This is a genomic window from Streptomyces cinerochromogenes, from assembly GCF_014648635.1.
GTDB classification, from domain to species: Bacteria; Actinomycetota; Actinomycetes; order Streptomycetales; family Streptomycetaceae; genus Streptomyces; species Streptomyces cinerochromogenes.
On record NZ_BMRM01000012.1, the window covers coordinates 205,335 to 229,912 of the forward strand.

At 71.1% G+C, this 24,578-nt stretch carries 22 protein-coding genes; 11 read left to right on the forward strand and 11 right to left on the reverse strand.

Features of this window, described 5'->3' with window-relative positions; all coding sequences use genetic code 11:
- Positions 1 to 109 precede the first annotated feature (109 nt).
- The 3 genes from IEZ20_RS23805 (at position 110) to IEZ20_RS23815 (ending at position 3,408) form a co-directional block, all read left to right on the forward strand.
- A complete protein-coding gene (locus IEZ20_RS23805; protein ID WP_229896232.1) occupies positions 110 to 1,954 on the forward strand; it encodes a trypsin-like peptidase domain-containing protein in 1,845 nt (614 codons plus the stop codon).
- Positions 1,955 to 2,038: 84 nt separating this feature from the next.
- The gene (locus IEZ20_RS23810; RefSeq protein ID WP_189302082.1) at positions 2,039 to 2,494 is read left to right on the forward strand and encodes a sec-independent translocase; all 456 of its coding nucleotides are present in this window, start codon (positions 2,039 to 2,041) and stop codon (positions 2,492 to 2,494) included.
- Positions 2,495 to 2,742: 248 nt separating this feature from the next.
- A complete protein-coding gene (locus IEZ20_RS23815; protein WP_189302084.1) occupies positions 2,743 to 3,408 on the forward strand; it encodes a hypothetical protein in 666 nt (221 codons plus the stop codon).
- Between the two features lie 49 nt (positions 3,409 to 3,457).
- Here IEZ20_RS23815 and IEZ20_RS23820 read toward each other — a convergent pair whose 3' ends face one another.
- Positions 3,458 to 5,950, reverse strand: a complete 2,493-nt coding sequence (locus tag IEZ20_RS23820) for a DUF6185 family protein (RefSeq protein WP_189302086.1) — start codon at positions 5,948 to 5,950, stop codon at positions 3,458 to 3,460.
- A 138-nt stretch (positions 5,951 to 6,088) separates the two neighbouring features.
- On the opposite strand from IEZ20_RS23820, the gene IEZ20_RS23825 reads away from it, so the two are divergent.
- A complete protein-coding gene (locus IEZ20_RS23825) occupies positions 6,089 to 6,511 on the forward strand; it encodes a hypothetical protein (RefSeq protein WP_189302088.1) in 423 nt (140 codons plus the stop codon).
- Positions 6,512 to 6,587: 76 nt separating this feature from the next.
- Here IEZ20_RS23825 and IEZ20_RS23830 read toward each other — a convergent pair whose 3' ends face one another.
- From IEZ20_RS23830 to IEZ20_RS23840, 3 genes are read right to left on the reverse strand one after another with little or no spacing between them, the layout of a single operon-like run.
- Positions 6,588 to 7,721 carry an Mrp/NBP35 family ATP-binding protein gene (locus tag IEZ20_RS23830; RefSeq protein WP_189302090.1) on the reverse strand — a complete coding sequence of 378 codons (1,134 nt, stop codon included), beginning with the start codon at positions 7,719 to 7,721 and terminating at the stop codon, positions 6,588 to 6,590.
- Between the two features lie 43 nt (positions 7,722 to 7,764).
- Entirely contained in the window at positions 7,765 to 8,379 is a 615-nt protein-coding gene (locus IEZ20_RS23835) for a DUF1003 domain-containing protein (RefSeq protein ID WP_189302092.1), read from the reverse strand.
- A complete protein-coding gene (locus IEZ20_RS23840) occupies positions 8,369 to 9,670 on the reverse strand; it encodes a magnesium transporter MgtE N-terminal domain-containing protein (protein ID WP_189302095.1) in 1,302 nt (433 codons plus the stop codon). Before IEZ20_RS23840 ends, IEZ20_RS23835 begins: the two co-directional genes overlap by 11 nt.
- 190 nt (positions 9,671 to 9,860) lie before the next feature.
- Between IEZ20_RS23840 and IEZ20_RS23845 the strand changes: the two genes are divergently transcribed.
- On the forward strand, positions 9,861 to 10,616 hold the full coding sequence (locus tag IEZ20_RS23845; RefSeq protein WP_189302097.1) for a hypothetical protein: 756 nt from the start codon (positions 9,861 to 9,863) through the stop codon (positions 10,614 to 10,616).
- A gap of 22 nt (positions 10,617 to 10,638) precedes the next feature.
- Here IEZ20_RS23845 and IEZ20_RS23850 read toward each other — a convergent pair whose 3' ends face one another.
- A complete protein-coding gene (locus IEZ20_RS23850; protein ID WP_189302099.1) occupies positions 10,639 to 11,154 on the reverse strand; it encodes a hypothetical protein in 516 nt (171 codons plus the stop codon).
- A gap of 33 nt (positions 11,155 to 11,187) precedes the next feature.
- Complete coding sequence (locus IEZ20_RS23855) at positions 11,188 to 12,312, reverse strand: magnesium and cobalt transport protein CorA (RefSeq protein ID WP_189302101.1); 1,125 nt, start codon at positions 12,310 to 12,312, stop codon at positions 11,188 to 11,190.
- Positions 12,313 to 12,778: 466 nt separating this feature from the next.
- Here IEZ20_RS23855 and IEZ20_RS23860 point away from each other — a divergent pair, with 466 nt between their 5' ends.
- A complete protein-coding gene (locus IEZ20_RS23860; RefSeq protein WP_189302102.1) occupies positions 12,779 to 13,363 on the forward strand; it encodes a suppressor of fused domain protein in 585 nt (194 codons plus the stop codon).
- Positions 13,364 to 13,603: 240 nt separating this feature from the next.
- Here IEZ20_RS23860 and IEZ20_RS23865 read toward each other — a convergent pair whose 3' ends face one another.
- On the reverse strand, positions 13,604 to 14,827 hold the full coding sequence (locus IEZ20_RS23865; RefSeq protein ID WP_189302103.1) for an MFS transporter: 1,224 nt from the start codon (positions 14,825 to 14,827) through the stop codon (positions 13,604 to 13,606).
- 195 nt (positions 14,828 to 15,022) lie between these two features.
- Between IEZ20_RS23865 and IEZ20_RS23870 the strand changes: the two genes are divergently transcribed.
- From IEZ20_RS23870 to IEZ20_RS23880, 3 genes are all read left to right on the forward strand, one after another.
- A complete protein-coding gene (locus tag IEZ20_RS23870) occupies positions 15,023 to 15,664 on the forward strand; it encodes a DUF6758 family protein (protein WP_189302104.1) in 642 nt (213 codons plus the stop codon).
- Positions 15,665 to 15,897: 233 nt separating this feature from the next.
- Entirely contained in the window at positions 15,898 to 16,755 is an 858-nt protein-coding gene (locus IEZ20_RS23875) for a PHP domain-containing protein (RefSeq protein ID WP_189302105.1), read from the forward strand.
- Between the two features lie 173 nt (positions 16,756 to 16,928).
- Positions 16,929 to 17,534, forward strand: coding sequence for a MarC family protein (locus IEZ20_RS23880; protein WP_189302106.1), 606 nt, complete (start codon positions 16,929 to 16,931; stop codon positions 17,532 to 17,534).
- Positions 17,535 to 17,588: 54 nt separating this feature from the next.
- Here the strand turns inward: IEZ20_RS23880 and IEZ20_RS23885 are convergent, their stop codons facing one another.
- Positions 17,589 to 17,741, reverse strand: a complete 153-nt coding sequence (locus IEZ20_RS23885) for a DUF8834 family protein (protein ID WP_014674826.1) — start codon at positions 17,739 to 17,741, stop codon at positions 17,589 to 17,591.
- A 272-nt stretch (positions 17,742 to 18,013) separates the two neighbouring features.
- Between IEZ20_RS23885 and IEZ20_RS23890 the strand changes: the two genes are divergently transcribed.
- Positions 18,014 to 18,922, forward strand: coding sequence for an NYN domain-containing protein (locus IEZ20_RS23890; RefSeq protein ID WP_189302107.1), 909 nt, complete (start codon positions 18,014 to 18,016; stop codon positions 18,920 to 18,922).
- Here IEZ20_RS23890 and IEZ20_RS23895 read toward each other — a convergent pair.
- Both IEZ20_RS23895 and IEZ20_RS23900 read right to left on the reverse strand, forming a co-directional pair.
- Entirely contained in the window at positions 18,919 to 19,803 is an 885-nt protein-coding gene (locus tag IEZ20_RS23895; RefSeq protein WP_189302108.1) for an alpha/beta fold hydrolase, read from the reverse strand. The genes IEZ20_RS23890 and IEZ20_RS23895 overlap by 4 nt on opposite strands.
- A 284-nt stretch (positions 19,804 to 20,087) precedes the next feature.
- Complete coding sequence (locus IEZ20_RS23900; protein WP_189302262.1) at positions 20,088 to 22,772, reverse strand: DEAD/DEAH box helicase; 2,685 nt, start codon at positions 22,770 to 22,772, stop codon at positions 20,088 to 20,090.
- A 503-nt stretch (positions 22,773 to 23,275) separates the two neighbouring features.
- Between IEZ20_RS23900 and IEZ20_RS23905 the strand changes: the two genes are divergently transcribed.
- A complete protein-coding gene (locus IEZ20_RS23905) occupies positions 23,276 to 24,022 on the forward strand; it encodes a ferritin-like fold-containing protein (RefSeq protein ID WP_231406414.1) in 747 nt (248 codons plus the stop codon).
- A gap of 114 nt (positions 24,023 to 24,136) precedes the next feature.
- Here IEZ20_RS23905 and IEZ20_RS23910 read toward each other — a convergent pair whose 3' ends face one another.
- Entirely contained in the window at positions 24,137 to 24,406 is a 270-nt protein-coding gene (locus IEZ20_RS23910; RefSeq protein WP_189302110.1) for a hypothetical protein, read from the reverse strand.
- Positions 24,407 to 24,578: the final 172 nt, after the last annotated feature.

Consider the following 24,578-nt stretch of genomic DNA (forward strand, 5'->3'; position numbering starts at 1 on the left):
CGAACCTGGTTGAATCCTGGGAGGCCGTGCCCGCGGCGACGACCCGGGGCGGCAGTCGATGTTCCATGACCGCCGCAGCGCGCGGTCGCGGCCCAGCCGTGGGGAGAGCATGAACGAGGGGAACCGTGTCCCGCCGGTGGACGGACCGGAGGGAGCGGCGGGAGCGGCACCGGCCGACCGGACCGCGGGCGTGGCGGGCGCCGAGGGCGACTTCGAACTGGCCAAGCCCACGCCGGTTCCGGTGCCACCGGCCGACGGCGCCGCGGGCGGGACGCCCGTGGCGGACGAGTCACCTGCGGCGGTCGGGACGCCCGCGGTGGACGAGTCAGCTGCGGCGGTCGGGACGCCCGCAAGTGCTGGGGAGACCCCGGCGGCCGGGGACACGGCTTGGACGGCGTCCGCCGAGCGGCCCAGGCCGCTGCACGACCCCGACCCGTACAGCACCCCGCCGTACGGCGAACCCGGCCCCTGGGCACCCGCGCCCCCGGTGCAGCACCCGGCGGCCACCCCGGCGCACGGCACGGCCGCACCGGCGCCCGCGGGCCCGCCGACACCCGTGCCGACGGCACCCGCACCCATGCCGACGGCACCCGCGCCCGGGCCCACGGTCCCCGCCCAGGCCCCGGCGCCCCACGTACCCGGGGCCGTGGTTCCCGCACCCGTACCCTCACCCGCACCCACGGTCGCCGCGCCGGGCGCCCCGGCCGGTGACTCCGGGCCGCGGGCCGCCGATCCCTGGGGGCGCTACGACCCCTGGGCCGCCGGTTCCGCCACGGAGCAGGCGCTGGCCCGGGAGCCGCTGCAGCAGACCGGTGAGGGCGTGCGGACGGAGCAGCAGCGCAAGAAGAGCGCGCGGCGGATCCTGCTCGCGTGGACCCTGGTCGTCGCCGTGGTCGCCGCGGGCATCGGCGGAGCCGTCGGCGCCTATGTGGAGCGCGAGGGCCTCGGCGACGACGTACGGTTGCCGCAGGCCGGGAGCGTGCCGGCCGGGCGGGCGCCGGACAGCGTGGCCGGGATCGCCGCCCGTGCCCTGCCCAGCGTGGTCACACTGCACGTCAGAGGGGCCGACGAGGCGGGCACCGGCACCGGCTTCGTGCTCGACGCCGAGGGGCACATCCTCACCAACAACCACGTGGTCGAGCCCGCCGGGTCGGGCGGCGAGATATCCGTGACCTTCAGCAGCGGCGACACCGTCAAGGCGAAGGTCGTCGGCCGGGACAGCGGCTACGACCTCGCCGTGGTCCAGGTGCACGGCGTCCACGGCCTCACCCCGCTGCCGCTCGGCAACTCTGACGACGTCAGGGTCGGCGACCCGGTCGTGGCCATCGGCGCCCCCTTCGACCTCGCCAACACGGTCACCTCCGGCATCATCAGCGCCAAGGAGCGGCCCATCACGGCCGGCGGGGAGAAGAGCGACGGCAGCGACGTGTCGTACGTCGACGCCCTCCAGACCGACGCCCCCATCAACCCGGGCAACTCCGGCGGTCCGCTGCTCGACTCCCGGGCCCAGGTCATCGGCATCAACTCCGCCATCCGCTCGGCCGGCAGCGGCACCGACTCCGACGGCGGCCAGGCCGGTTCCATCGGCCTCGGCTTCGCCATACCCGTCAACCAGGCCAGACGCGTCGCCGAGGAGCTGATCAACGACGGCCGCGCCACCCACCCGGTGATCGGCGTCACCCTCGACATGGGCTACACCGGCGACGGCGCCCGGATCGACAGCAAGAGCGCGGGCGGCGGCCCCGCCGTCCTCAGGGGCGGCCCCGGCGAGCGGGCCGGTCTCAAGGCGGGCGACGTCATCAGGGAGGTCGGCGGGGAGCGCGTCCACACCGGCGAGGAACTGATCGTCAAGATCCGCGCGCACCGGCCCGGCGACCGGCTGCGGCTGACGGTCGACCGCGACGGAACCGAGCGGGAGGTGTCACTCGTGCTGGGCGCCTCGGAGCAGAACTGACACAAGTCTCACCTCGGGACGGTACCGGTCGGACAGGAACGCCGGGTACCGTTGAGCGACCGAGGACATCGCAAGGAGCGTCAGGTGTTCAATGACATAGGGCCACTGGAGCTGGTGACCATCATCGTGCTCGCCGTGCTCGTCTTCGGTCCGGACAAGCTCCCCAAGGTCATCCAGGACGTGATGCGCACGATCCGGAAGATCCGCGAGTTCTCGGAGAGTGCGAAGCAGGACATTCGCAACGAACTGGGTCCCGAGTTCAAGGACTTCGAGTTCGAGGACCTCAACCCCAAGGCGTTCATCCGCAAGCAGCTGGACAACGACGACCTGGGGCTGAAGGAGATCCGCAACGGATTCGACCTGAAGAAGGAGATGGCCGAGGTCACGGACGCGGTCCACGGCCGCGACGGTAGCGCGTCCTCCTCGCCCTCCTCCTCGACCTCCTCCTCGCCCTCCGGCGGCGGGCGCGTCGACATGACCAAGAAGCCCGAGACGCCGGGCGACGACGACCGCCCGCCCTTCGACGCGGACGCGACATAGGCGCTCCCGACGGCGCCCCTCCCCGCCGACACGCGCGCGGGCGCACGCCGCGCACGTGACGCGTTTCATACCGTGCGCCGGTCGCGTACGGCCTGAACGGGCCGTTCGCGCGACCCACGCATCCAGCACCTGCCCTGCCGCTCTCAGCGGTGTGGATATGCTGCCGAGTTGTTGTGCGGACCGGACGCGTACGCCCGAAGGGGGGCGGGCCACCCCGGTCCGACGAGAGCGAGGAGGCGTCCGGGCAGATGGAGACGACGAGTCGGGTGGGCGCGCAGGCGCCGGCCGCGGAGGGCGGACAGCAACTCCCCTCCGTCCGGCGTACGGTCGACGGCTACCTGCGGGCGCCCTTCCCCTGGTACGGGCTCGACGAGGCGTTCACAGGGCCGCGCTGGCTGATGCAGGTCGGCACGGCGGCCGACGGCGCCGTCGAGCACGGGTCGATCGGGCACGGTGACGAGCCGTCGGTGCGGGTCGAGTCCGGCGCCGCCGGTGAGCCGCGGGAGAAGTTCGCGGTCGTGGTGACCGTCGCCGCGCAGCCGTCCCGGCGCAGCGCCGACGGCACGGGACTGCTGGAGGCGACCTCGGTGTCCTCGGCGGCATGGCTGGCCGGGGTCGGGCTGCTGTCGTTCACCTGGCCCGGCCAGATGGACCACAGCCTGCGGGACGACTGGCTGGAGCAGCAGACCGAGACGGCGTGGGCGCTCGCCGACGATCTCGACGGCCCGGAGTGGACCCGGCTGTCCCTCCCCGTCGACGGGGTCGCGGCATCCTTCCACTACCGGGAGTCCGAGTACGGCTGGGTGCTGGCCGGCACGACCGAGGCGGGCGTGCACCTGGGCGCGTACGGGCGGGGGATGAGCGCGTACGGGCTCGGCTTCGCCGCGGTCAAGGACATCGCCGCGTACGCCTAGCCGGCGGCCTCAGAGGGCCGCCGCGGCTGTGCGGCGGTCCGGGGTCGGCCTACTGACGGACCATGAATTGCCAGAGCGTTGTGGCCGCCACCAGCTGGGTGAGGAGCCAGCCGAAGAGCACGGCGGCGCCCCGGACCCGATAGATGGACACCAGCAACGCCAGACGCCCGTGCGCGTATTGCTGGTCCTGGTCGAACGTCGAGGTGTCCATCCACATACCGGTGCCCGTCAGGATGACGGCCATGAACAGGGAGTAGAGCAGCAGTTCCCGGAAGCTCCCACCGATGAAGATGTCGAGCAGCACAGCCAGACATGCGGGCACGGCATAGGCAATCACCAGGCTCCATGCCCTGAGCGGGCTGAGGCGGCCGGGGAGCAGGCGCCAGAGCGCGCCGAGGACGAAACCGGCAGCGGCCCACGCCGCCTGGTAGGTGAAGAACTTCACGATGAGCTCAGGAATCGCGGTGGGCTCATGGCTGAGTCTCATGACGTTCCAGATGTTCCGCAGCTCCAGCCATAGCAGGCCGACGCTGGCCGGGATTCCCAGCCACAAGGCCGGACGCACGGCGTGTACACCGTTGTCCCACCAATGACCTTCCGGCCCCCAGGCCAGGGCGATGTCCATGACGGAGATGTTCTCCGGGGGCGGATTCGTCTTGCCGCATCCGGCCACCATCCAGTGCCGCAAGTCCCGCTGATGCGCCGCCAGCTGATCCAAGGTCATGCTCGCGGAGCGCCCCTGGTCGATCAGGCGCGTCTGCTGGTCGAGATTCTGGAACTCGTGAGCCTTTACCCTCATTTCATGGCGCCGCTTTCCGCTTCTCAGCCTCTTCCGTCGAAAACAGTCGCCGACTCGGCTCAGTACCGACCACCGTCGTCCTGCGGCAACAACCGCGAACAGTGAGCCGATGTTCAGGAGAATCCAGATCGGGTACTGACCGGCGTTCCCGGTGAATGCAGCGCCCTGTAGCCCTGCGGTGAAAGCGAACACCGCCGCCGTGAGTATCACGTCGGGTCCTTCCGGGCCCAAAGCGGATTTCTCATGCTTGGCGTCAGATTCCTGGCGCGTCTTGATGCGGAAATGCAGGAGAGCCAGGAGCGCGATGCCTGTCAAGATCCAGCTGTAGGAGAAGATGAAGGTCAGGTGAGTGAACGAGAACCCCGAGAGGTAGTCACTGATGTATTTTCCGTGTCCTTGTCCGGCGCTTTCACCGATTGGCCAGGAAGCCCTGGCCCACTGTCTTTCTTGTACCCACCAGAAACATCCGAGCAGGCCGCCGGCGACCACTCCGAGCAGTACGGATACCACGGCGACACAGAGAACCGGCGCCCTGTCCCACCTGCCGGTCCAGGAGGCGGGCACCAGTTGCCCCTCACGCGCGAAGCGCCATGCCCAGGCGGTCATGGCCGCAAGCCACAACCACACGATCGCAAGGCCCACGACCACGTAGCCGATCTTGCCGGAGACGCTCGGCTCCCCCTTCGACACCAGGTTCGGCGGCAGGGAGAACACTTCGGGCGCCAGGACCACGAGCAGTCCCACTGCCGCCACGGTGAGCGTCGCACCTTTCACGGCCCGGGCCTGAAGAGGCGCGCCACCGAGCCAGGGTTGGGCGACAAGGGTCATGGCCAGGCCGGCGGGGATCCAGATGAAAGCGTTCCAGGGTGGACCGATAGGTTTTTCCTGGGCCCTGATCAGAAGCAGCGTCACGGCGAACGACCCGCTGAGCACAGCCCACTGCAGCACGGCCCGCACGACGCTGTCTTTGCGACCGTCGGCCCCGGAGGACGGGTGCGCCTGCCGTCCGCGCAGTGCTGCCAGTGCGATCACGAGGGAAGCGCACACCCACCAGGCTGCGACGCCGACCTTGCTCCAGAACGACTGGCCGTAGCTCAGGAGCCACCAGCGTTTCCACGGAAGGCGGAACCGGAAGCTGACCTCGCTGGGCGAGACCCCTTTCCATTGGGGCGCATCAGTAAGTGAGGCAGATTTCGACGCGCGAACAAGCTTCAAGCCGCCCAAATCCGCCTCGACATCCCAGAGGGAGCTCCTCAGCGTCATCGAATTAAGGGAGGCGTTCCAGGTGTGGCCTGGCTTCGATTCGATCGACCACGGGCCGAGCCGGATGGGCCCGTAATTACTGATCAATGCGAAACAGTCGTAGCTCACCCGCACGTCGTCGCCCTGGCCGTTCACCTTCGGGCCGTCGATGCGCCACTCCGTTTTGTGGGAGGTTTTATCCCCGCCTCGCAGCAGACAGCGCATGGCCTGAAGGTATTCCTTGGAGTTCTCGTCGTAGCGTAGCTTCTTGGCTTGGGGCCACTCAACCCCAGGGATCTCGACCGTCATGACCGAGTGGATCTCGACGTAGTTACCGTCATGCTGGTCGAAATGGATCGCGGCATGCACGTGGCTGCTTGCGAGCTGCCTTTCCTCGCATTTACTGCTATCGTTCTGATGCGCCTCCGCAGACGGGCATCCCCACCACATCGCGGCCGCAATAATCAGTGGCAGAAGCCGCCACCACCGGATACCCTTCATCGCCCCGACACCTCCTCCTGGAGGAATTTATATGCTCTCGCTGCGTGATGCTTCCGGACACGCGGAGGCGAGTTGCGGGAAAAAAGTCGGTGGCTGATAATTGAATCCGATGACCGTCAACTAATTGACGGAGGGATTATGCCCGACATAAACGTTTCCGCTCCGAGGTCCCCGCTTCCCCGCTTCGAGGAAGCCGAAGGGCTGGGCCCCCAGGACGCGGAGTTCGTCCGGGACCTGGTGGAGGTGCTGGCCAGGCACGGGAATCTCGACCGCTTCGGCCTGTGTCTGCTGCACGACCACTTCCCGCTCGCCGCCGACGAGGTGCTGGTGGAGACGAACGACCCCGCCGCCCGCACCCTCCAGGTCCACGTGGAGAAAGCGGACCGGACCGGGCACGCCAAGGCGTCGCAGTGGCGGTTCGTGCCCCATGCCGACCGGGAGCCGGGCGGCGGGCCCGCGGGAGGCGCCTACCAGGAGATCCTGCTGTGCACGAAGCTCGACCTCTGCCCGGGGCGCGCGGACGCGAACGACGGCCGTCGAACACGGCGAGACGACCGTTGAACACGGCGAAGGGGCGCCGTCGGCGAAGGACGGCGCCCCTGTGACGCAGGGCCGGAAGCCGGCCCGGCGCCTGTGCTCAGAACTTGTTCTTCGGCGTGATCCCCAGCGACAGCCCCGACAGCCCCCGCTGCCGCCCGCCCAGCTTGCCGGCGATCGCGCGCAGCGCCGAGCCCGCCGGGGAGTCCGGGTCGGTCAGGACCACCGGCTTGCCCTCGTCGCCGCCCTCGCGGAGGCGGACGTCGATCGGGATGCTGCCGAGGACCGGGACCGTCGCACCCGTGGTGCGGGTGAGGCCGTCGGCGACCAGCTGTCCGCCGCCCGTGCCGAAGACGTCGACCATCTCGCCGCAGTGCGGGCAGGGCAGGCCGGACATGTTCTCGACCACACCGACGATCTTCTGGTGGGTCTGGACCGCGATGGACCCGGCGCGCTCGGCGACCTCGGCCGCCGCCTGCTGCGGGGTGGTCACGACCAGGATCTCGGCGTTCGGGACCAGCTGGGCCACGGAGATGGCGATGTCACCCGTGCCGGGCGGGAGGTCCAGCAGGAGGACGTCGAGGTCGCCCCAGTAGACGTCGGCGAGGAACTGCTGGAGCGCGCGGTGCAGCATCGGGCCGCGCCAGACGACCGGCGCGTTGCCCGGGGTGAACATGCCGATGGAGATGACCTTCACGCCGTTCGCGGACGGCGGCATGATCATGTTCTCGACCTGGGTGGGCCGGCCGTCGGCGCCCAGCATGCGCGGCACGCTGTGACCGTAGATGTCGGCGTCCACGACACCGACCTTCAGGCCGTCGGCGGCCATCGCGGCCGCCAGGTTCACCGTCACCGAGGACTTGCCGACGCCGCCCTTGCCGGAGGCGACCGCGTAGACCCGGGTGAGGTTGCCCGGCTTGGCGAAGGGGACCTCGCGCTCGGCCTGGCCGCCGCGCAGGGCCGCCGCCAGCTCCTTGCGCTGCTCGTCGCTCATCACGTCCAGGGTGACGTCGACGCGGGTGACACCCTCGACCCGGGAGACCGCCTCGGTGACGCGCTGCGTGATGGTGTCGCGCATCGGGCAGCCGGACACCGTCAGGTACACGGTGACGGCGACCGCTCCGTCCGCGCCGATCTCCACCGATTTGACCATCCCGAGTTCGGTGATCGGGCGGTTGATCTCGGGGTCGTTCACCGTCGCCAGTGCCTCGCGCACCGCGTCTTCCGTAGCCATAAGGACGATGGTACGGCGCGCCGAGGGGCGTCCGGGATGCCCCTCAGCGGTCGTCTGTGTCACGTCCCGGCGGGCGTTCTGCCCGTTCCGCCGGGAATACGACGTGAGCGGGGTGCCCGTCGTGACGGCGGAGCTCCTCCAGCTCCTTGACCAGGTCCTGGAGTTCCGAGCGGATCCAGTCCCGGGTGGCCACCTCGCCCAGTCCCGTGCGCAGCGCGGCGACCTCCCGGGTCAGGTACTCCGTGTCGGCGATGGACCGCTCGTTCTGCTTGCGGTCCTGCTCCAGGTTGACCCGGTCCCGGTCGTCCTGCCTGTTCTGCGCGAGCAGGATCAGCGGGGCCGCGTAGGACGCCTGGAGGGACAGCATCAGGGTGAGGAAGATGAAGGGGTACTCGTCGAAGCGCAGGTGGCGGGGCGCGGCGACGTTCCACAGCACCCACATGATGATGACGACCGTCATCCAGACGATGAAGCGTCCCGTCCCCAGGAACCGGGCGATCTTCTCCGACAGCCGGCCGAAGGCCTCCGGATCCCACTCGGGCAGGAGCCGGCGGCGCGGCGCACGCGGCTGGTCCAGCCGGGCGGTCCGGGGCCGGCCGGCGGCCGTGGCACCCGCCGGATGACGCTCGCGGGTCGCGGTCTCGCGCTCAGGAGCCATGCGTGGCCGCCCCCTCTCCGTGGTCGATCCCCTCTTCCAGGTGGAACTCCGTCTCCCGCCAGTCGTCGGGGAGCATGTGGTCCAGTACGTCGTCCACGGTCACCGCGCCGAGCAGCGACCCGGACTCGTCCACGACGGGCGCCGCCACCATGTCGTACGTGGCGAAGAACCCGGCGATGATCGGCAGCGACGCGTCCGGGGACAGCGGTTGCAGATCGTCGTCCACCAGCGAGCTGACCAGCGTGTACGGGGGGTCGCGCAGCAGCCGCTGGAAGTGGACGGTGCCCAGGTACTTGCCGGTCGGGGTCTCGTCGGGCGGGCGGCAGACGTAGACCTGGGCGGCGAGCGCGGGGGACAGGTCGGGGTTGCGGACCCGGGCGAGCGCGTCGGCGACGGTGGCGTCGGGCCGCAGCACGATCGGCTCCGTCGTCATCAGACCGCCGGCGGTGTGCTCCTCGTAGGACATCAGACGGCGCATGTCGGCGGCGTCGGCGGGCTGCATCAGGCTCAGCAGCCGCTCCTTGTCCTCCTCGGGTAGCTCGGCGAGCAGGTCGGCGGCGTCGTCCGGGTCCATCGCCTCCAGCACGTCCGCCGCGCGCTCCTCCTTCAGCTTGCCGAGGATCTCGATCTGGTCGTCCTCCGGCAGCTCCTCCAGTACGTCGGCGAGCCGGTCGTCGTCCAGGGCGGCGGCCACCTCCGCCCGTCGCTTCGGGGAGAGGTGGTGCAGGACGTTGGCGAGGTCGGCGGGGCGCAGCTGCTCGAAGGTGGCGAGCAGGCTCTCGGCGCCCTGTCCGTGCTCCTCCAGGGAGAACCCGGTGACGGCCGACCACTCGGCGGTCAGCGTCTCCCCCTTCGCCCGCCGGAAGGCGCCGCCCTTCCGGCCCTTGCGGACGAAGACGCGGTCGACCTCCCAGTCCCGCCGGGCGGGCAGCTGCTGCACCGACACGTCGAGCACGGTGACCTCCTCACCGGTCTCCACGAGGGTCACGCGCCGGTCCAGCAGCTCGCCGAAGACCAGCCGCTCGGTGGGCCGCTGCTCGAAGCGCCGGACGTTGACCACGCCGGTGGTGATGACCTGGCCGGACTCGATACCGGTGACCCGGGTCATGGGCAGGAAGATGCGCCGCCGGTTGGAGAGTTCGACGACCAGCCCGAGGACGCGCGGGGGCTTGCGGCCCACGCGCAGCATGACGACCAGATCGCGTACGCGGCCCACCTGGTCGCCGGTCGGATCGAAGACGGGGACCCCGGCGAGGTGCGAGACGAAGATCCGGGGGGCGCCGGCTGCCATGACTGTGCTTCCTTTGCGTGGGGATCGTGTGAGTTGCTCAGATATGCCCGCACGGGTGCGCTTCAGGCTAGCCCGTCCTGATCGGATACGCCCTGGTGGGCGGTCCGGACGGACTGGCTCCGCCGGGCGGGCAGGGCACCGGTACCCTGCGGTACGCCGCTCAGGAACCGTCAGAAAGGCGACCCCACCTGTGACTGCGATTCCCCCGGGCCGTAGCCGCCGGACCGCGCTGGTGACCGCGAGCTGCGCGCTGGCCGTGACGGGAGCGATGGTGCTGTCGGGGTGCGGCGGCGACGATCCGGACGCGGGGACCAACGGGGTGGGCAAGCTGCCCGCCGCGAAGATCCAGGCGAAGACCCGGGCCGCGGCGGACGCGGCCTCCGCCGTACGGCTCTCCGGGACCGTGGTCACCAGCGGCCGTACGTACCGGCTGGACATGCAGCTCAAGGCCGACGGCGGCACCGGGTCGGTGACCTCCGAGGGGGCGACGTTCAAGCTGCTGCGCATCGGGCGGGAGCTGTACCTCAAGGCCGACGCGGACTTCTGGAACCACGCCGACGGCACCCACGCCGACGGCAGCGACGGCACCACCGGCAAGCTGGACGGCAAGTACGTGAAGGTGCCGCAGGGCGATCCCGCGTACAAGAAGTTCAGCGGCTTCACGGACAAGGACGTCCTCCTCGACGGTCTGCTGACGCTGCACGGCACGCTGGCGACGGAAGGCCACCACGCCGAGGCGGGTACCCGCACGATCCGCATCACCGGCGACGAGGGCTCCGGCGGCACGCTGGACGTCTCCCTCCAGGGCACCCCCTACCCCCTCCGCCTGGTCCGCGCCGGCCACGCGGGGACGCTCGTCTTCTCGGACTGGGGCAAGAGCTTCACCGTCCGGGAACCGGCCAGGTCGGACACGGTGGACTACGGCAAGCAGCTGCCGACGTCGTAGGACGACCGCGCCGCTCCCGTCCCTACTTCCTCTTGCGGCGCTTGAGCAGCAGCTTCGGCAGGCCTGCCGGGACCGGTCTGCGCGTGGTCGCGGGGCTCGGCACGGGGGACTCGGCGAGGTTGCCGGTGGGCAGCGGGGCCACCGGCCCCGTCGGTACCAGGCGGAGCACCCGGCACTCGCGGGCCCAGCGGGCCGGCATCCGCTCACCGTCGGGGGCGTTCAGCCGCTTGCCCTTCAGCTCGGCGACGGCCGCCTCCCACTGCTCGGAGCCGGCCGCCAGCTCGGACACGGTCACCGGGAAGGTCACCAGCCGGCCGCCCTTGTCCTTGCTGCGCACGCTCACCTCGGCGGAGCCGCCGTCGGCCAGCCCCTCCAGCGGCTGCTCACCGGGGCCGTCACCGACCACGCACACGGCGCCCTCGTGCCACACGTGCCACAGCGCACGCGCGGCCGGCGCGCCGGCGCCCCTGACCCAGATCAGGCCGGACTTCTTCGAGGCCTCCTCGATGAGGGCCCGGTCGAGCAGCTCGCTTGTCATGCGCCCCAGCCTAACCAGGCCGCGGCGGCCCGCTCACAGCCAGCCGTTGCGCTTCAGCGTGCGGTGGATGCCCAGACACAGGGCGACCGTGATGCCCATGATCACGGGGTAGCCGTACTTCCAGTGCAGTTCGGGCATGTGGTCGAAGTTCATGCCGTAGACCCCGCACACCATCGTCGGTACGGCGATGATGGCCGCCCACGCGGTGATCTTGCGCATGTCCTCGTTCTGCGCGACGGACGCCTGGGCGAGGTTGGCCTGGAGGATGGAGTTGAGGAGTTCGTCGAAGCCCATGACCTGCTCCTGGACCCGGGCCAGGTGGTCGGCGACGTCCCGGAAGTACTTCTGGATGTCCGGGTCGATCAGCCGCATCGGCCGCTCGCTCAGCAGCTGCATCGGCCGCAGCAGCGGAGCCACCGCGCGCTTGAACTCCAGTACCTCGCGCTTGAGTTGGTAGATCCGTGCCGAGTCCACACCGCGCGAGACGCCGCCCTTGCGGCCGGGTGAGAAGACCTCGGTCTCCACCTCGTCGATGTCGTCCTGGACCGCGTCGGCGACCGCGATGTAGCCGTCCACGACGTGGTCGGCGATGGCGTGCAGTACCGCCGAGGGGCCCTTGGCGAGCAGCTCCGGGTCGTCCTGGAGGCGGTGCCGCAGGGCGCGCAGCGAGCCCTGGCCGCCGTGCCGGACGGTGATGAAGAAGTCCCGGCCGGTGAAGCACATGACCTCGCCGGTCTCCACGACCTCGCTGTTGGCGGTGAGCCGGTCGTGCTCGACGTAGTGGATGGTCTTGAAGACGGTGAAGAGGGAGTCGTCGTAGCGCTCCAGCTTCGGGCGCTGGTGGGCCTGCACCGCGTCCTCCACGGCCAGCGGGTGCAGCCCGAACTCGCTCGCGATACCGGCGAATTCGGCCTCGGTCGGCTCGTGCAGCCCGATCCACACGAAGCCGCCGTCGCGGCGGACCAGCCGCATCGCCTCCTGCGGGGTGAGCGGCCCGGTGCTCTGCACGCGGGCGCCGTCGCGGTAGACGGCGCAGTCGACGACGGCCGAGGGCGTGCCGGGGGCGCGGGTGGTGTCGTACGACGGGGTGGTGTCCTTGCGCAGCGAGACACGGGACGACGGGCGGACCACGGCGCGCAGGTCGCGGATCATCGACATGGGCAGGCTCCTTCGCGGGCGGGCAGCGACTGCGCGCGGCAACGGGTGGAACTACCCGGAATGGGGACGTCCTGTGTGCGTACGTTTGGCACGTCCACAAAGCGGGGAGCACCGCACCGTTGCGGTGGCGACTTCGCTGCTGATGCAGAACTGATGCAGATCAGGCAGATCAGGCAAGGCGAAACGAAGTGCTCTTCGTGCTCTTCCGCACGACGATGCGCAAAGGAAGGCGGCGGCCAGCCGGTAACTACGTCAGCAGCCGGAAGAGCGAGTGGTACTGCACGGTCGACTTCGATCCATGACAGCCCCACCTCCTCCGGCCGGTCCCTCGTAAGGGAGTCTCATCGGCGTCGGGACCCGATAGCGACGCTTCGCGTGCTGCCCCGAACCACCGGCTCAGAGTACCAGCCGCCCGTACTGTCAAGGCGCCGCTTTGCCCGCTACTGACGAGTTCTATGCTCGGCGCATGGCTGATGTTCTTCCTCTGGTCGAGGCCCGGTTGACCACCGCCCTGGGCGAACCGGACGCCCGTGCCGCGGTGACCTTCCTCGGCACGGACCGCATCGAGGTGCTCCGCTTCCAGGAGGGGGACGTCGTCCGGTACGCCACCCTCGGCATGTCGCAGCACCCCATGGCGGACCCCACGGCGATGCTCGCCGACCCGGTCAAGGGCCCCCGCGCCGAACTGGTCCTGTCCGTCCGGGCGGGCCTCGCCGACACCGACAAGGTGCTGCGTCCGCTCGCCGTGCTGGCCGCGACGCCCCAGGTGGAGGGGCTGGTGGTGACCCCGGGCGCCTCGCTGGACGTGGGCGAGCCGTTGTGGCCCGAAGCCCCCTTCACCTCGGTGCTGGTGGGCGAGCCCGGCGGGCTGGTGGAGGACCTGGAGCTGGACGCCCCGATGGACCCCGTACGGTTCCTGCCGCTGCTGCCGATGACCCCGAACGAGGCCGCCTGGAAGCGGGTGCACGGCGCCCAGGCCCTCCAGGAGCGCTGGCTGGCGAACGGGACGGACCTGAGGGACCCGGCCCGCCGGTCCGTCCCGCTGGACTGACACCCACGTGACCGATCTCACCAACACAAGGCGTGATCCGGCCAGTTGAGGGTTCGGCCGGTTGAGGATCCGGTGGGTTCGCGATCCGGTCGGTTGGTGATCCGGGTCGGTCGGCGCCGTGGTCGGCTGGGTGCTCCGGCCGACCGGGTGCTCCGGTCGGTTGGGTGATCCGGCCGACCGGTGTTCCGGTCGACCGGGTGCTCCGGTCGGCCGGGTTTTTCGGTCGGTTGGGTGATCCGGTCAGTTGGCGAAGACGCCGACCCCGTCCTCGGTGGCGTGCCCCGGCCGCAGCTCCTCCGCCTCGTGGGTGAGGGCCTTCCGCCGTACGACGACCACGAGTGCGCCCAGCACCGCCGTGACGGCCGCGACCACGAACGGGATGTGGAGGTCGGTCCACTCCTCGATCTTGGGCGCGAAGTAGGGCGCGGCGGCGGCGGCGAACCAGCGGACGAAGTTGTAGCCCGCGCTCGCCACCGGGCGCGGGGCGTCGGACACGCCGAGGGCCAGTTCGGTGTACACGGTGTTGTTCACGCCGATGAACGCGCCGGACAGGATCGTGCAGACGACGGCCGTGGTGTGGTCGCCGTAGCCGAGCACGAGCACGTCCGCGGCGAGCAGCACCAGCGACCCGCCGAGCACCTTCAGCGAGCCGAAGCGGGCCTGCATGCGCGGCGCCACGATCACCGAGAAGACGGCGAGCAGCACACCCCAGGCGAAGAAGACCGCGCCCGAGCGGTACGGCGTCATGTCCAGCACGAACGGCGTGAAGGCCAGCACGGTGAAGAACGTGTAGTTGTAGAAGAACGCCGAGACCGCCGCCGAGGCCAGGCCGCCGTGGCCGAGGGCCTTCAGGGGGTCCAGGACCGAGATCCTGCGGGCCGGCTTCGGCTGCTCCTTCAGGAACGCCGTGATGCACAGGAAGCCGATCGCCATCAGCGTGGCCGTGCCGAAGAAGGGGTAGCGCCAGCTGACGTTGCCGAGGACCGCGCCGAGCAGCGGGCCGCAGGCCATGCCGAGGCCGAGCGCGGACTCGTACAGCAGGATCGCCGCCGCGCTGCCCCCGGCCGCCGCGCCGACGATCACCGCGAGGGCGGTCGACACGAACAGCGCGTTGCCGAGTCCCCAGCCCGCCCGGAAGCCGACGAGCTGGCCGACCGTGTCCGACGTTCCGGCGAGGCCCGCGAAGACGACCACGAAGGCGAGGCCGAGCAGCAGGGTCTTCCGGCCGCCGATGCGGCTGGAGACGAAGCCGGTCAGCAGCATCGCGACGGCGGTGATCAGGAAGTACGAGGTGAAGAGGAGGGACACCTGGCTGGCGGTGGCGTGCAGGCCCTGGGCGATCGACGGCAGGATCGGGTCGACGAGGCCGATGCCCATGAAGGCGACGACGGAGGCGCCGGCCGTGGCCCAGACCGCCTTGGGCTGTCGCAGGATGCTGCCGGTTCCCGCGTCGAAGGGGTCCATGTGCTTCTCCCATCCTCACGTGGTGGTTCGCCGGAGATAGTTGGGTTATGCACATAGTAAGTTAGCGCATCTAATTAATGCAAGATGCATCTAGTGTGGTGTGCGGGGGGTCCGGTAGGGCATATGGTCGGGTCTTCCGTCCGGACGGGTGATCGTCCTTGACGCGAGCGGGCAGGGGTAGGACCGTGGAGCCCTATGAGGGGCGAACCCAGTTGCCCGAGGTGCGGTGGCCGGGTCAGGGCTCCCGGACTCTTCGCCGATGCGTGGCAGTGCGATGTGCACGGCACGGTGTATCCGCTGCAGCCCGTGATCCCGCCCAGCGTCGAGGCGCTCAACGTCGTGGTGCACCGCACGCAGGTGCCGGTGTGGATGCCGTGGCCCCTGCCGGTCGGCTGGCTGTTCACGGGCGTGGCGTACGCCGGCGACGACCGCAGCGGCGGCCGGGCGACCGCGGTGGCCTGCTCGGGCCCCGGACCGCTCGGCGGCCCCGGCGAGATGATCCTGATCGCCGAGGAACTGGGCGTGGGCCTCGGCGCGCGCTACGCCGGCATCGACGGCCCCGACCCGGGGTCGTACATGAACGTCGAGAAGCCGCCGCAGGCCAAGGTGCTGGCCGCGGGCCGTCCGACCCCGCTCTGGCACGTCTACCGCGCCCCCGACGACCGTGCCGTCTTCGCCGGCGAGGCGCTCGGGATGTGGCTGTGGGCGGTGATGTGGCCGGAGCAGTCGGGCTTGCTCATGTACGACGAGCTCGTGCTGACCGATCTGCGGGACGCGGGGGCGGAGATAGACCTGGTGCCCTGCGGGGCGTTGTCGCCGCGCCTGCTTCGGCCGTAGCGCTCCGGCCGTAGCGGCCGCCGAGGTGCCGGGTTCTGTGGGTCGGCGCCCACCGGGACGCCGGGTTCTGTGCGTCCGAGGCTGCGGGCGCGTTGTGGTTCGTCGCGCGGTTCCCCGCGCCCCTTGGCCGGCCGTCGTAGGGGGTGCTCCGGGGTTGTGGGTGTGACAGGCGGGGTGGAAAACACCGCTATCCTTGGGTGTCCCCTTCTTCCGTCGTCCCGCCTGGAGTTCGTGTGCGTATCGATCTGCACTGTCACTCCACGGCGTCCGACGGTACGGACACCCCGGCCGAGCTGGTGCGGAAGGCCTCTGCCGCGGGGCTGGACGTGGTCGCGCTGACCGATCACGACACCACCCGTGGGTACGGCGAGGCGATCGCCGCGTTGCCCGAGGGGCTGACGCTGGTCACCGGTGCCGAGCTGTCGTGCCGGATCGACGGTGTGTCGATGCACATGCTGGCGTACCTGTTCGATCCGGAGGAGCCCGCTCTGCTCGCCGAGCGCGAGCTGGTGCGCGACGACCGGGTGCCGCGGGCCAAGGGCATGGTCGCCAAGCTGAACGCGCTGGGCGTGCCGGTCACCTGGGAGCAGGTCGAGCGGATCGCCGCCGGCGGCTCGGTGGGACGCCCGCACGTCGCCTCGGCGCTGGTCGAGCTGGGTGTCGTACCGACGGTGAGTGACGCGTTCACCGAGGAGTGGCTGGCCGACGGCGGGCGGGCCTTCGTGGAGAAGCACGAGACCGACCCCTTCGAGGCGATCCGGCTGGTCAAGGCCGCGGGCGGGGTCTGCGTGTTCGCGCACCCGGCCGCCGCCAAGCGTGGCCGCACCGTGCCGGAGTTCCGTATCGCGGAGATGGCCGAGGCCGGTCTCGACGGCGTCGAGGTCGACCACATGGACCACGACCCCGACGCCCGGGACCGCCTGCGGGGTCTCGCGAAGGAGCTGGGTCTGCTGGTCACGGGCTCCTCGGACTACCACGGCAGCCGCAAGACCGTGGCGCTGGGCGCGTACACGACCGACCCCGAGGTGTACGGGGAGATCATCCGGCGGGCGACGGGCGCGTTCCCGGTGCCGGGCACCGGCGGAGCCTGAGGCCCGCCCGGACCACGGACCACCGGATCGGGATCACCGGATCACCGGATCACGGATCACGGATCAGCGGATCGCGGATCACCGGATCAATCGCCGGCTCACCGGCTCGCCGGCTCGCCGGCTCACCTTCTCACGCCCGTATTTCCTCTTCCTGCAAGGCCTGTTCTTCCCTCATGTTCGACATCGCCGTCTTCGGCTCTCTGTTCCTGACCCTTTTTGTCATCATGGATCCCCCCGGGATCACCCCGATCTTCCTCGCCCTGACCGCCGGACGACCGGCCAAGGTGCAGAAGCGGATGGCCTTCCAGGCCGTCTGCGTGGCGGGCGGGGTCATCGCCGTCTTCGGTGTCCTGGGCCACCAGATCCTCAACTACCTGCACGTGTCCGTGCCCGCCCTGATGATCGCGGGCGGACTGCTGCTCCTGCTGATCGCGCTGGACCTGCTCACCGGCAAGACCGACGAGCCGAAGCAGACCAAGGACGTCAACGTCGCACTCGTCCCGCTGGGCATGCCGCTGCTGGCGGGGCCCGGTGCGATCGTGTCCGTGATCCTCGCCGTGCAGAAGGCCGACAGCGTGTCCACGCAGCTCTCGGTGTGGTCCGCGATCCTCGCGATCCACGTCGTGCTGTGGCTGGTGATGCGTTACTCGCTGCTGATCATCCGGGTCATCAAGGACGGCGGTGTCGTCCTGGTGACGCGGCTCGCGGGCATGATGCTCTCCGCGATCGCCGTGCAGCAGATCATCAACGGGGTCACTCAGGTGATCCGGGGGAGCTGAGCCGGCGACGGCTCGGCTCCCCCGGAAAGCTTGAGTGGCGTGTGCCCGTGCGGGCTACGAGGCCGGGGTCTCGGCCGGGCGGATCCACAGGCGCTGCCCGATGGCGGCGGCCTGTTGAACGATCCGGTTGACGGAGGCGGCGTCCACGACGGTGCTGTCCACGGCGGTGCCGTCGACCTCGTCGAGTCGCATGATTTCGAAGCGCATGGGCTTCTCCCTTCGTCTGGTCATCCTCCTGCGGAGAACTACTTGGTGTGACGTCCGGTGTATCCAGCGTCGTACGTAGTCAACACGCGGCTTGTTACAAACATTCCCTACGCTAAAGAAATTTTTCGAACGGCTAATTACTGACCGGTAAGCAGCCGGGTGGTCGTTGACGGAGCGAGACCGGCTGATGGCGAGCCGTAGCGGCCGGGAGCGGCCCGGACCGACTGGGACCGATCGGGACCGGTTGTGTTCGGAATGTGACCACCGGGACAATGGAGGCAATGAACGACGACGACCTGGCCGCCCTCGGCGCCCGTATCGACCGCACGAACGAGCTGCTGGAACGCATGCTCGCCGAGGTGGCGAAGACGCCCTCCACCCACGCGATCTTCGTCGACGCGGGCTACCTGTACGCGGCCGCCGGCCGGCTGGTCGCCGGAACCGAGGACCGACGCGCCTTCGACCTCGACGCCGAGGGCCTGATCGACGCACTGATCGACAAGGCCCGCACGATCTTCGCGGACAGCCGGCTGCTGCGCGTGTACTGGTACGACGGCGCCCGGCGCCGCATCCACACCGCCGAACAGCAGGTCATCGCCGAACTGCCCGACGTCAAGGTCCGCCTCGGCAACCTCAACGCCAACAACCAGCAGAAGGGCGTCGACTCGCTGATCCGCACCGACCTGGAGTCACTCGCCCGCCACCGCGCGATCAGCGACGCGGCCCTCCTCGGCGGCGACGAGGACCTGGTCTCGGCGGTCGAGGCGGCCCAGGGCTACGGCGCCCGCGTCCACCTGTGGGGCATCGAGGCACCCGAGGGCCGCAACCAGGCCGAGCCGCTGCTCTGGGAGGTCGACAGCCAGCGCACCTTCGACCTGGAGTTCTTCAAGCCGTACGTCTCCCGGCGCACGGCCGCCGCGTACGACACGGCCGGCGGCAACCGCCCCACCCGCGAGGACGTCCGCTTCGTCGGCGCCCAGATCGCGGCGCGCTGGCTCGCCTCCCGGGGCCGTGAGGCGCTGGTCGAACTCTTCCCCGGCCACCCCTACCTGCCCGGCTCCGTCGACCAGGACCTGCTGGTCGAGGCCGAGGCACTGCTCCAGTACTCCCTGCGCGGCCAGGCGGACCTGCGGCGGGCCCTACGGGACGGGTTCTGGGAGCATCTGCGGGCGCAGTACTAGGCCGCCCGCCCGGCCACGCCGTCCCAGAAGCCGGCGAGGGCGCGGGCCGTCTCTGCGGGGCGGTCGGTGTTGGGCGAGTGCTCGGCACCCTCGACGACCGTCCGGTGCGCCTTCAGCCGTACGGCCATCTCGTCGAGCAGCGGCAGCGGCCAGGTGTCGTCCAGCGCGCCCGACAGCACGTGGAACGGCAGCGGTACGGCCGCCAGTTCGGCGACCCGGTCCGGTTCCGCGCACAACTGGCGTCCGGTGGCGAGGAGTTGGGCAGGCTTGGTGGCCAGCCAGCGGCGTCGCAGGTCGTCCCGGTCGTCCAGCCCGGCGTCGAGCGCGGGTGTGTCCGTCTCCTCCGGTGGCTCCATCGCCTGGATCGCCGCCCACACCTCCGCCATGCCCATCACCGCGAGCGCGTCCCGGAGCAGTTTCACGCGCTCCTGCTGGGACGTCGAGATCTGCGCCGGACCGGAGGACATCAGGGTGAACGACACGAAGGGCGTGTGGTCGAGCAGGACGGCCGCGCGCGCGATCTGTCCGCCGAGGGAGTGCCCCAGCAGGTGCACCGGGCCGCCGATCGCCTCCACCTGCGCGAGTACGTCCCGCGCCAACTCCTCCTGCGCGTAGGCGGACTCGTCCGCCGCGGGGCCGTCCGACTCGAACTGGCCCCTCCCGTCCACGGCGACGGTCCGGTATCCGCGCTCGGCGAGCGGCACGTGCAGCGGGTTGAAGTCCTCCTTGCTCCCGGTGAACCCCGGCAGCAGCAGCGCAACGCCCCTGGGCTCCACACCGGGGGCCACGGGAGCGTCCACCACGGCGAATTCACCGCGAGCCGTTCGAAGCGGGTACGCACGGGCACCGGGAGGCGGGAGGAAGGTGGGCGGCCTGCTCATGGGGAGAGGTTATCGGCAGGGGGCGCGTGTACGGGGGGTGGGTGGTGAGGGAGGGGCGGGGTGAGCTGCGGGTTCGGGGCGGGGTGCGGGTTCGGGGTGTTGAGCGGGCCCCGGGGGCGTGCAGGGAGTGGGCTCCGGGGGGTGTCGAGCGGGCTCCGGGGCGTGGAGCGGGCTCTGGGGGCGGAGCGGGCTTTGGGGGGCCGGGAAACGCCGATGGCCGGGTCCACTGTCGTGAACCCGGCCATCGGACCGGTTGACGTCGTCACCGCGCACGCGGCGCCGGGTCAGGCCTCGGAGGCCTCCACTGCGGCCGTCGCCTTACGGGTCCGGCGACGCGGCTTGACCTCCGGCTCCTCGGTGGCCTGCGCCGGAATCTCCGGAACAGCCGCCTCGGCAACGGCCTTGCGGGTCCGCCGTGCCCGGGGAGCGGCGACCGCTTCACCGTCGACGGCGTCCACGGCGGCGGCTGCCGTCTTCCGGGTGCGGCGCGGCTTGACCTCGGCCTCGGCCGCGGGCGCTTCCGGCGCGGCAGCGGCGGTCTTGCGGGTGCGGCGGGGCTTGGTCGCGGTTTCGCCCTCGGCCTCGGCCGTCTCCGGTGCGGCCGTGGTGGCCTTGCGGGTGCGGCGGGGCTTGGCTTCCGTGCCTTCCGCGGTGTCCGTGGCGGTCTCGGCGGCTGCCGCGGTCTTGCGGGTGCGGCGCGGCTTGGCCTCGACGCTGGCCTCGGCCTCGGCCTCGGCCTCGGCCGCGGGGGCGTCGGGCGTGGCCGGTTCCGCAGCCTTGCGGGTGCGGCGGCGCGGCTTGGCCTCGGTGGCCTCGGCGGTGTCCGTGGCGGTCTCGGAGGCTGCCGCGGTCTTGCGGGTGCGGCGGGGCTTGGTCGCGGTTTCGCCCTCGGCCTCGGCCGTCTCCGGTGCGGCCGTGGTGGCCTTGCGGGTGCGGCGGGGCTTGGCTTCCGTGCCTTCCGCGGTGTCCGCGGCGGCCTCGGAGGCTGCCGCGGTCTTGCGGGTGCGGCGCGGCTTGGCCTCGGCCTCGACGCCGGCCTCGGCCTCGGCCGCGGGGGCGTCGGGCGTGGCCGGTTCCGCTGCCTTGCGGGTGCGGCGGCGCGGCTTGGCCTCGGTGGCCTCGGCGGTGTCAGCGGCTGCCGCGGTCTTGCGGGTGCGGCGCGGCTTGGTCGCGGCTTCGGCCTCGGCCGTCTCCGGTGCCGTCTCCGGCTGAGGGGCCGGTTCGGCCGTCTTCCGGGTGCGGCGGCGCGGCTTGGTCTCCGCGGCCGGCGCGGCCTCCGGCTCGGCCACGGGGCTGTCCGCGAGCACGGGCTCGGCCACCGGGGCCTCGGCCAGGGTCGGCTCGGTCGTCACGGCGGACTCGGTCGCCGTGGCTTCCGGGGCGGCCGACTTCCGCGTGCGGCGGCGGCGCGGCTTGTCCGGGGTGTCCAGGACGGCGGGACCCTCGGCCGTGGCCACCGTCTCGACGGCGGCGGCCTGGACGGTCTCGACGACCTCGGCGGTCGTCGCCGGTGCCGCGGCGGCCGTCACCGGCTCCGCCGGCGCTCCGCCACGGGTGCGGCGACGGCGGCGCGGGGTGCGAGCCGCGGCCGGCGTCTCCTCCGTACCGGCGGTCTCGGCGATCGGCGTGGCGGCGGCGTCCACGGCGTCCACCGGCGCTCCACTGCGGGTGCGGCGGCGCCGGCGCGGCGTACGGGCCGGGCGCTCACGCTCGGCCGGGGCCGACTCGTCACGGCCACCGCGCCCACCGCGGGCACGGCCGCGCGCACCACGGCCGCCGGTCTCGCCCAGGTCCTCCAGCTCCTCCGCGTCCAGCCCGGCACGGGTCCGCTCGGAACGCGGCAGGATGCCCTTCGTGCCCTCGGGGATGCCGAGGTCGGAGAAGAGGTGCGGGGAGCTGGAGTACGTCTCCACCGGGTCGTTGAAGTCCAGCTCCAGCGCCTTGTTGATCAGCTGCCAGCGCGGGATGTCGTCCCAGTCGACGAACGTGATCGCCGTACCCTTGGCGCCCGCGCGGCCCGTGCGGCCGACGCGGTGCAGGTACGTCTTCTCGTCCTCGGGGGACTGGTAGTTGATGACGTGGGTCACGCCCTCGACGTCGATGCCGCGCGCGGCGACGTCGGTGCAGACCAGGACGTCGACCTTGCCGTTGCGGAAGGCCCGCAGGGCCTGCTCGCGCGCGCCCTGGCCGAGGTCGCCGTGGACCGCGCCGGAGGCGAACCCGCGGCGCTGGAGCTGCTCGGCGATGTCGGCCGCCGTGCGCTTGGTACGGCAGAAGATCATCGCCAGTCCGCGGCCCTCGGCCTGGAGGATGCGGGCGACCATCTCCGGCTTGTCCATGTTGTGCGCGCGGTAGACGAACTGCTTGATGTTCGCGACCGTGGCGCCCTCGTCGTCCGGCGCGGTGGCGCGGATGTGCGTGGGCCGGGACATGTAGCGGCGCGCGAGGCCGATGACCGCGCCCGGCATGGTCGCCGAGAACAGCATGGTCTGACGCTTGGCCGGCAGCATGTCGATGATCTTCTCGACGTCGGGCAGGAAGCCCAGGTCGAGCATCTCGTCGGCCTCGTCGAGGACCAGGCTCTTGACGTGCTTCAGGTTCAGCTTCTTCTGGCCCGCGAGGTCCAGGAGCCGGCCCGGGGTGCCGACGACCACGTCGACGCCCTTCTTCAGGGCTTCCACCTGGGGCTCGTAGGCCCGGCCGCCGTAGATCGCGAGGACGCGCACGTTGCGGACCTTGCCGGCCGTCAGCAGGTCGTTGGTGACCTGGGTGCACAGCTCGCGCGTGGGGACGACGACGAGCGCCTGCGGGGCGTCGGTGAGGGCCTCGGGGGCGGCGCGTCCGGCCTCGACGTCGGCGGGGACGGTGACGCGCTCGAGGAGCGGGAGGCCGAAGCCCAGCGTCTTGCCGGTGCCGGTCTTGGCCTGGCCGATGACGTCCGTGCCGGAAAGGGCGACGGGAAGCGTCATCTCCTGGATGGGGAAGGGAGTGGTGATGCCGACGGCCTCCAGGGCCTCGGCGGTCTCGGGAAGGATTCCGAGTTCTCGAAACGTCGTAGTCAGGGTGCTGCCTCTTCTGTGTGCGCGGTGCGAGGCGAGCGAGCGGGGGTCATGTCTGACCGTGCCGGGGACGTCGGCTGCCGTACGGACCAGCCACTCGGGCGAGCCGTATGACACGGGACCTCTGCCGACGCTCTAGCGCTCGTACCGCTGAGGGTCCCTCCTGCCGTCGTACGATCACTGCCGTACGGCCTTGGAGGGCTGTCGGGTCGGAGCCGATCGGGCCACCGACCGGGCATCCTCATGCGTGCGGCCTGTCGGGACACGTCGAACATCGTCGACGCACTCTGGCAGGCGCATTACCACCATACCCCGGATTCGCGCACATGCGATGGCCGATTTGGTCACGTAGTCGTGGTCACACTCGTTGACCAGGGCTTGAGCGGCGCGTCAAGCGGGCTATTGTGCGCCTCATGACTAGCTCTGACAAGCCTGAGAACGCGTCCGCCGAACCCGCCGAACCCACCGGTGTCGCCGCCCAGGACTGGGCGCAGGCGTCCGCCGACCCGCAGTACCGCGCCGCGGTCGTGGACCTGCTCGGCGCACTGGCGTACGGGGAGCTGGCGGCGTTCGAGCGGCTCGCGGAGGACGCGAAGCTGGCGCCGACCCTGGCGGACAAGGCGGAGCTGGCGAAGATGGCCTCGGCCGAGTTCCACCACTTCGAGAGGCTGCGGGACCGGCTGACCGAGATCGGCGAGGAGCCGACGGCCGCGATGGACCCGTTCGTGGCCGCGCTCGACGGCTTCCACAGGCAGACCGCGCCGTCGGACTGGCTGGAGGGCCTGGTCAAGGCGTACGTCGGCGACTCGATCGCGAGCGACTTCTACCGGGAGGTCGCGGCCCGGCTCGACTCGGACACGCGCGAGCTGGTGCTGGCCGTGCTGGACGACACCGGGCACGCCGGGTTCGCGGTGGAGAAGGTGCGGGCCGCCATCGACGCCGACCCGCGCGTGGGCGGCCGGCTGGCGCTGTGGGCGCGGAGGCTGATGGGGGAGGCGCTGTCGCAGTCCCAGCGGGTGGTCGCGGACCGGGACGCGCTGTCCACGATGCTCGTGGGCGGGGTGGCCGACGGGTTCGATCTCGCGGAGGTCGGCAGGATGTTCTCGCGGATCACGGAGGCGCACACGAAGCGGATGGCCGCGCTGGGGCTCGCGGCGTAGCACTCCGTGGGGGTGGGTGCCCATCGGCCTCCGGCCGCGGGTGCGTTGGGGTTGCTCGCGCAGTTCCTCGCGCCCCTTCGGGCCGCTGCACCCCCGTTCGCTGAGAAAGCTCCTTCACGCCGTCGCTGATCGGCGGCGCAGGCGGCCCGTCGGGCGCAGGAGCAGGGACAGGGACGCCACGGCGATGACCGCGGCGCCCAGCAGGCTGAGCAGGGCGGTGCCGGGGCCCAGGGCGGTGTGGGTGACGAAGTCGCCGAAGAGGGCTCCGGCCACGCCCGTGCAGTACACCAGCGGGCGGGCCGGCAGTCGGTGGGCGAGGCGGTGCGTCGCCGCCCACGCGAGGATCAGACCGAGCACGGCGGAGCCGAGTGCTTCGAGGATCATGTAGGGGTCCCTCCCACGGCCGGTCTGGCTCGACGGTCGTAGCCCGTCTTACCCGTGACCTGCGGATTGCAATCCTGCGCTGTGGAGGGGTTGTGCTCCGTCTGTGTGCGCCTCTCCGTTCGCGCGCACAGCGACTTCGTCCGTGCGCGCGGCGGCTCCGTCCGTGCGCGCG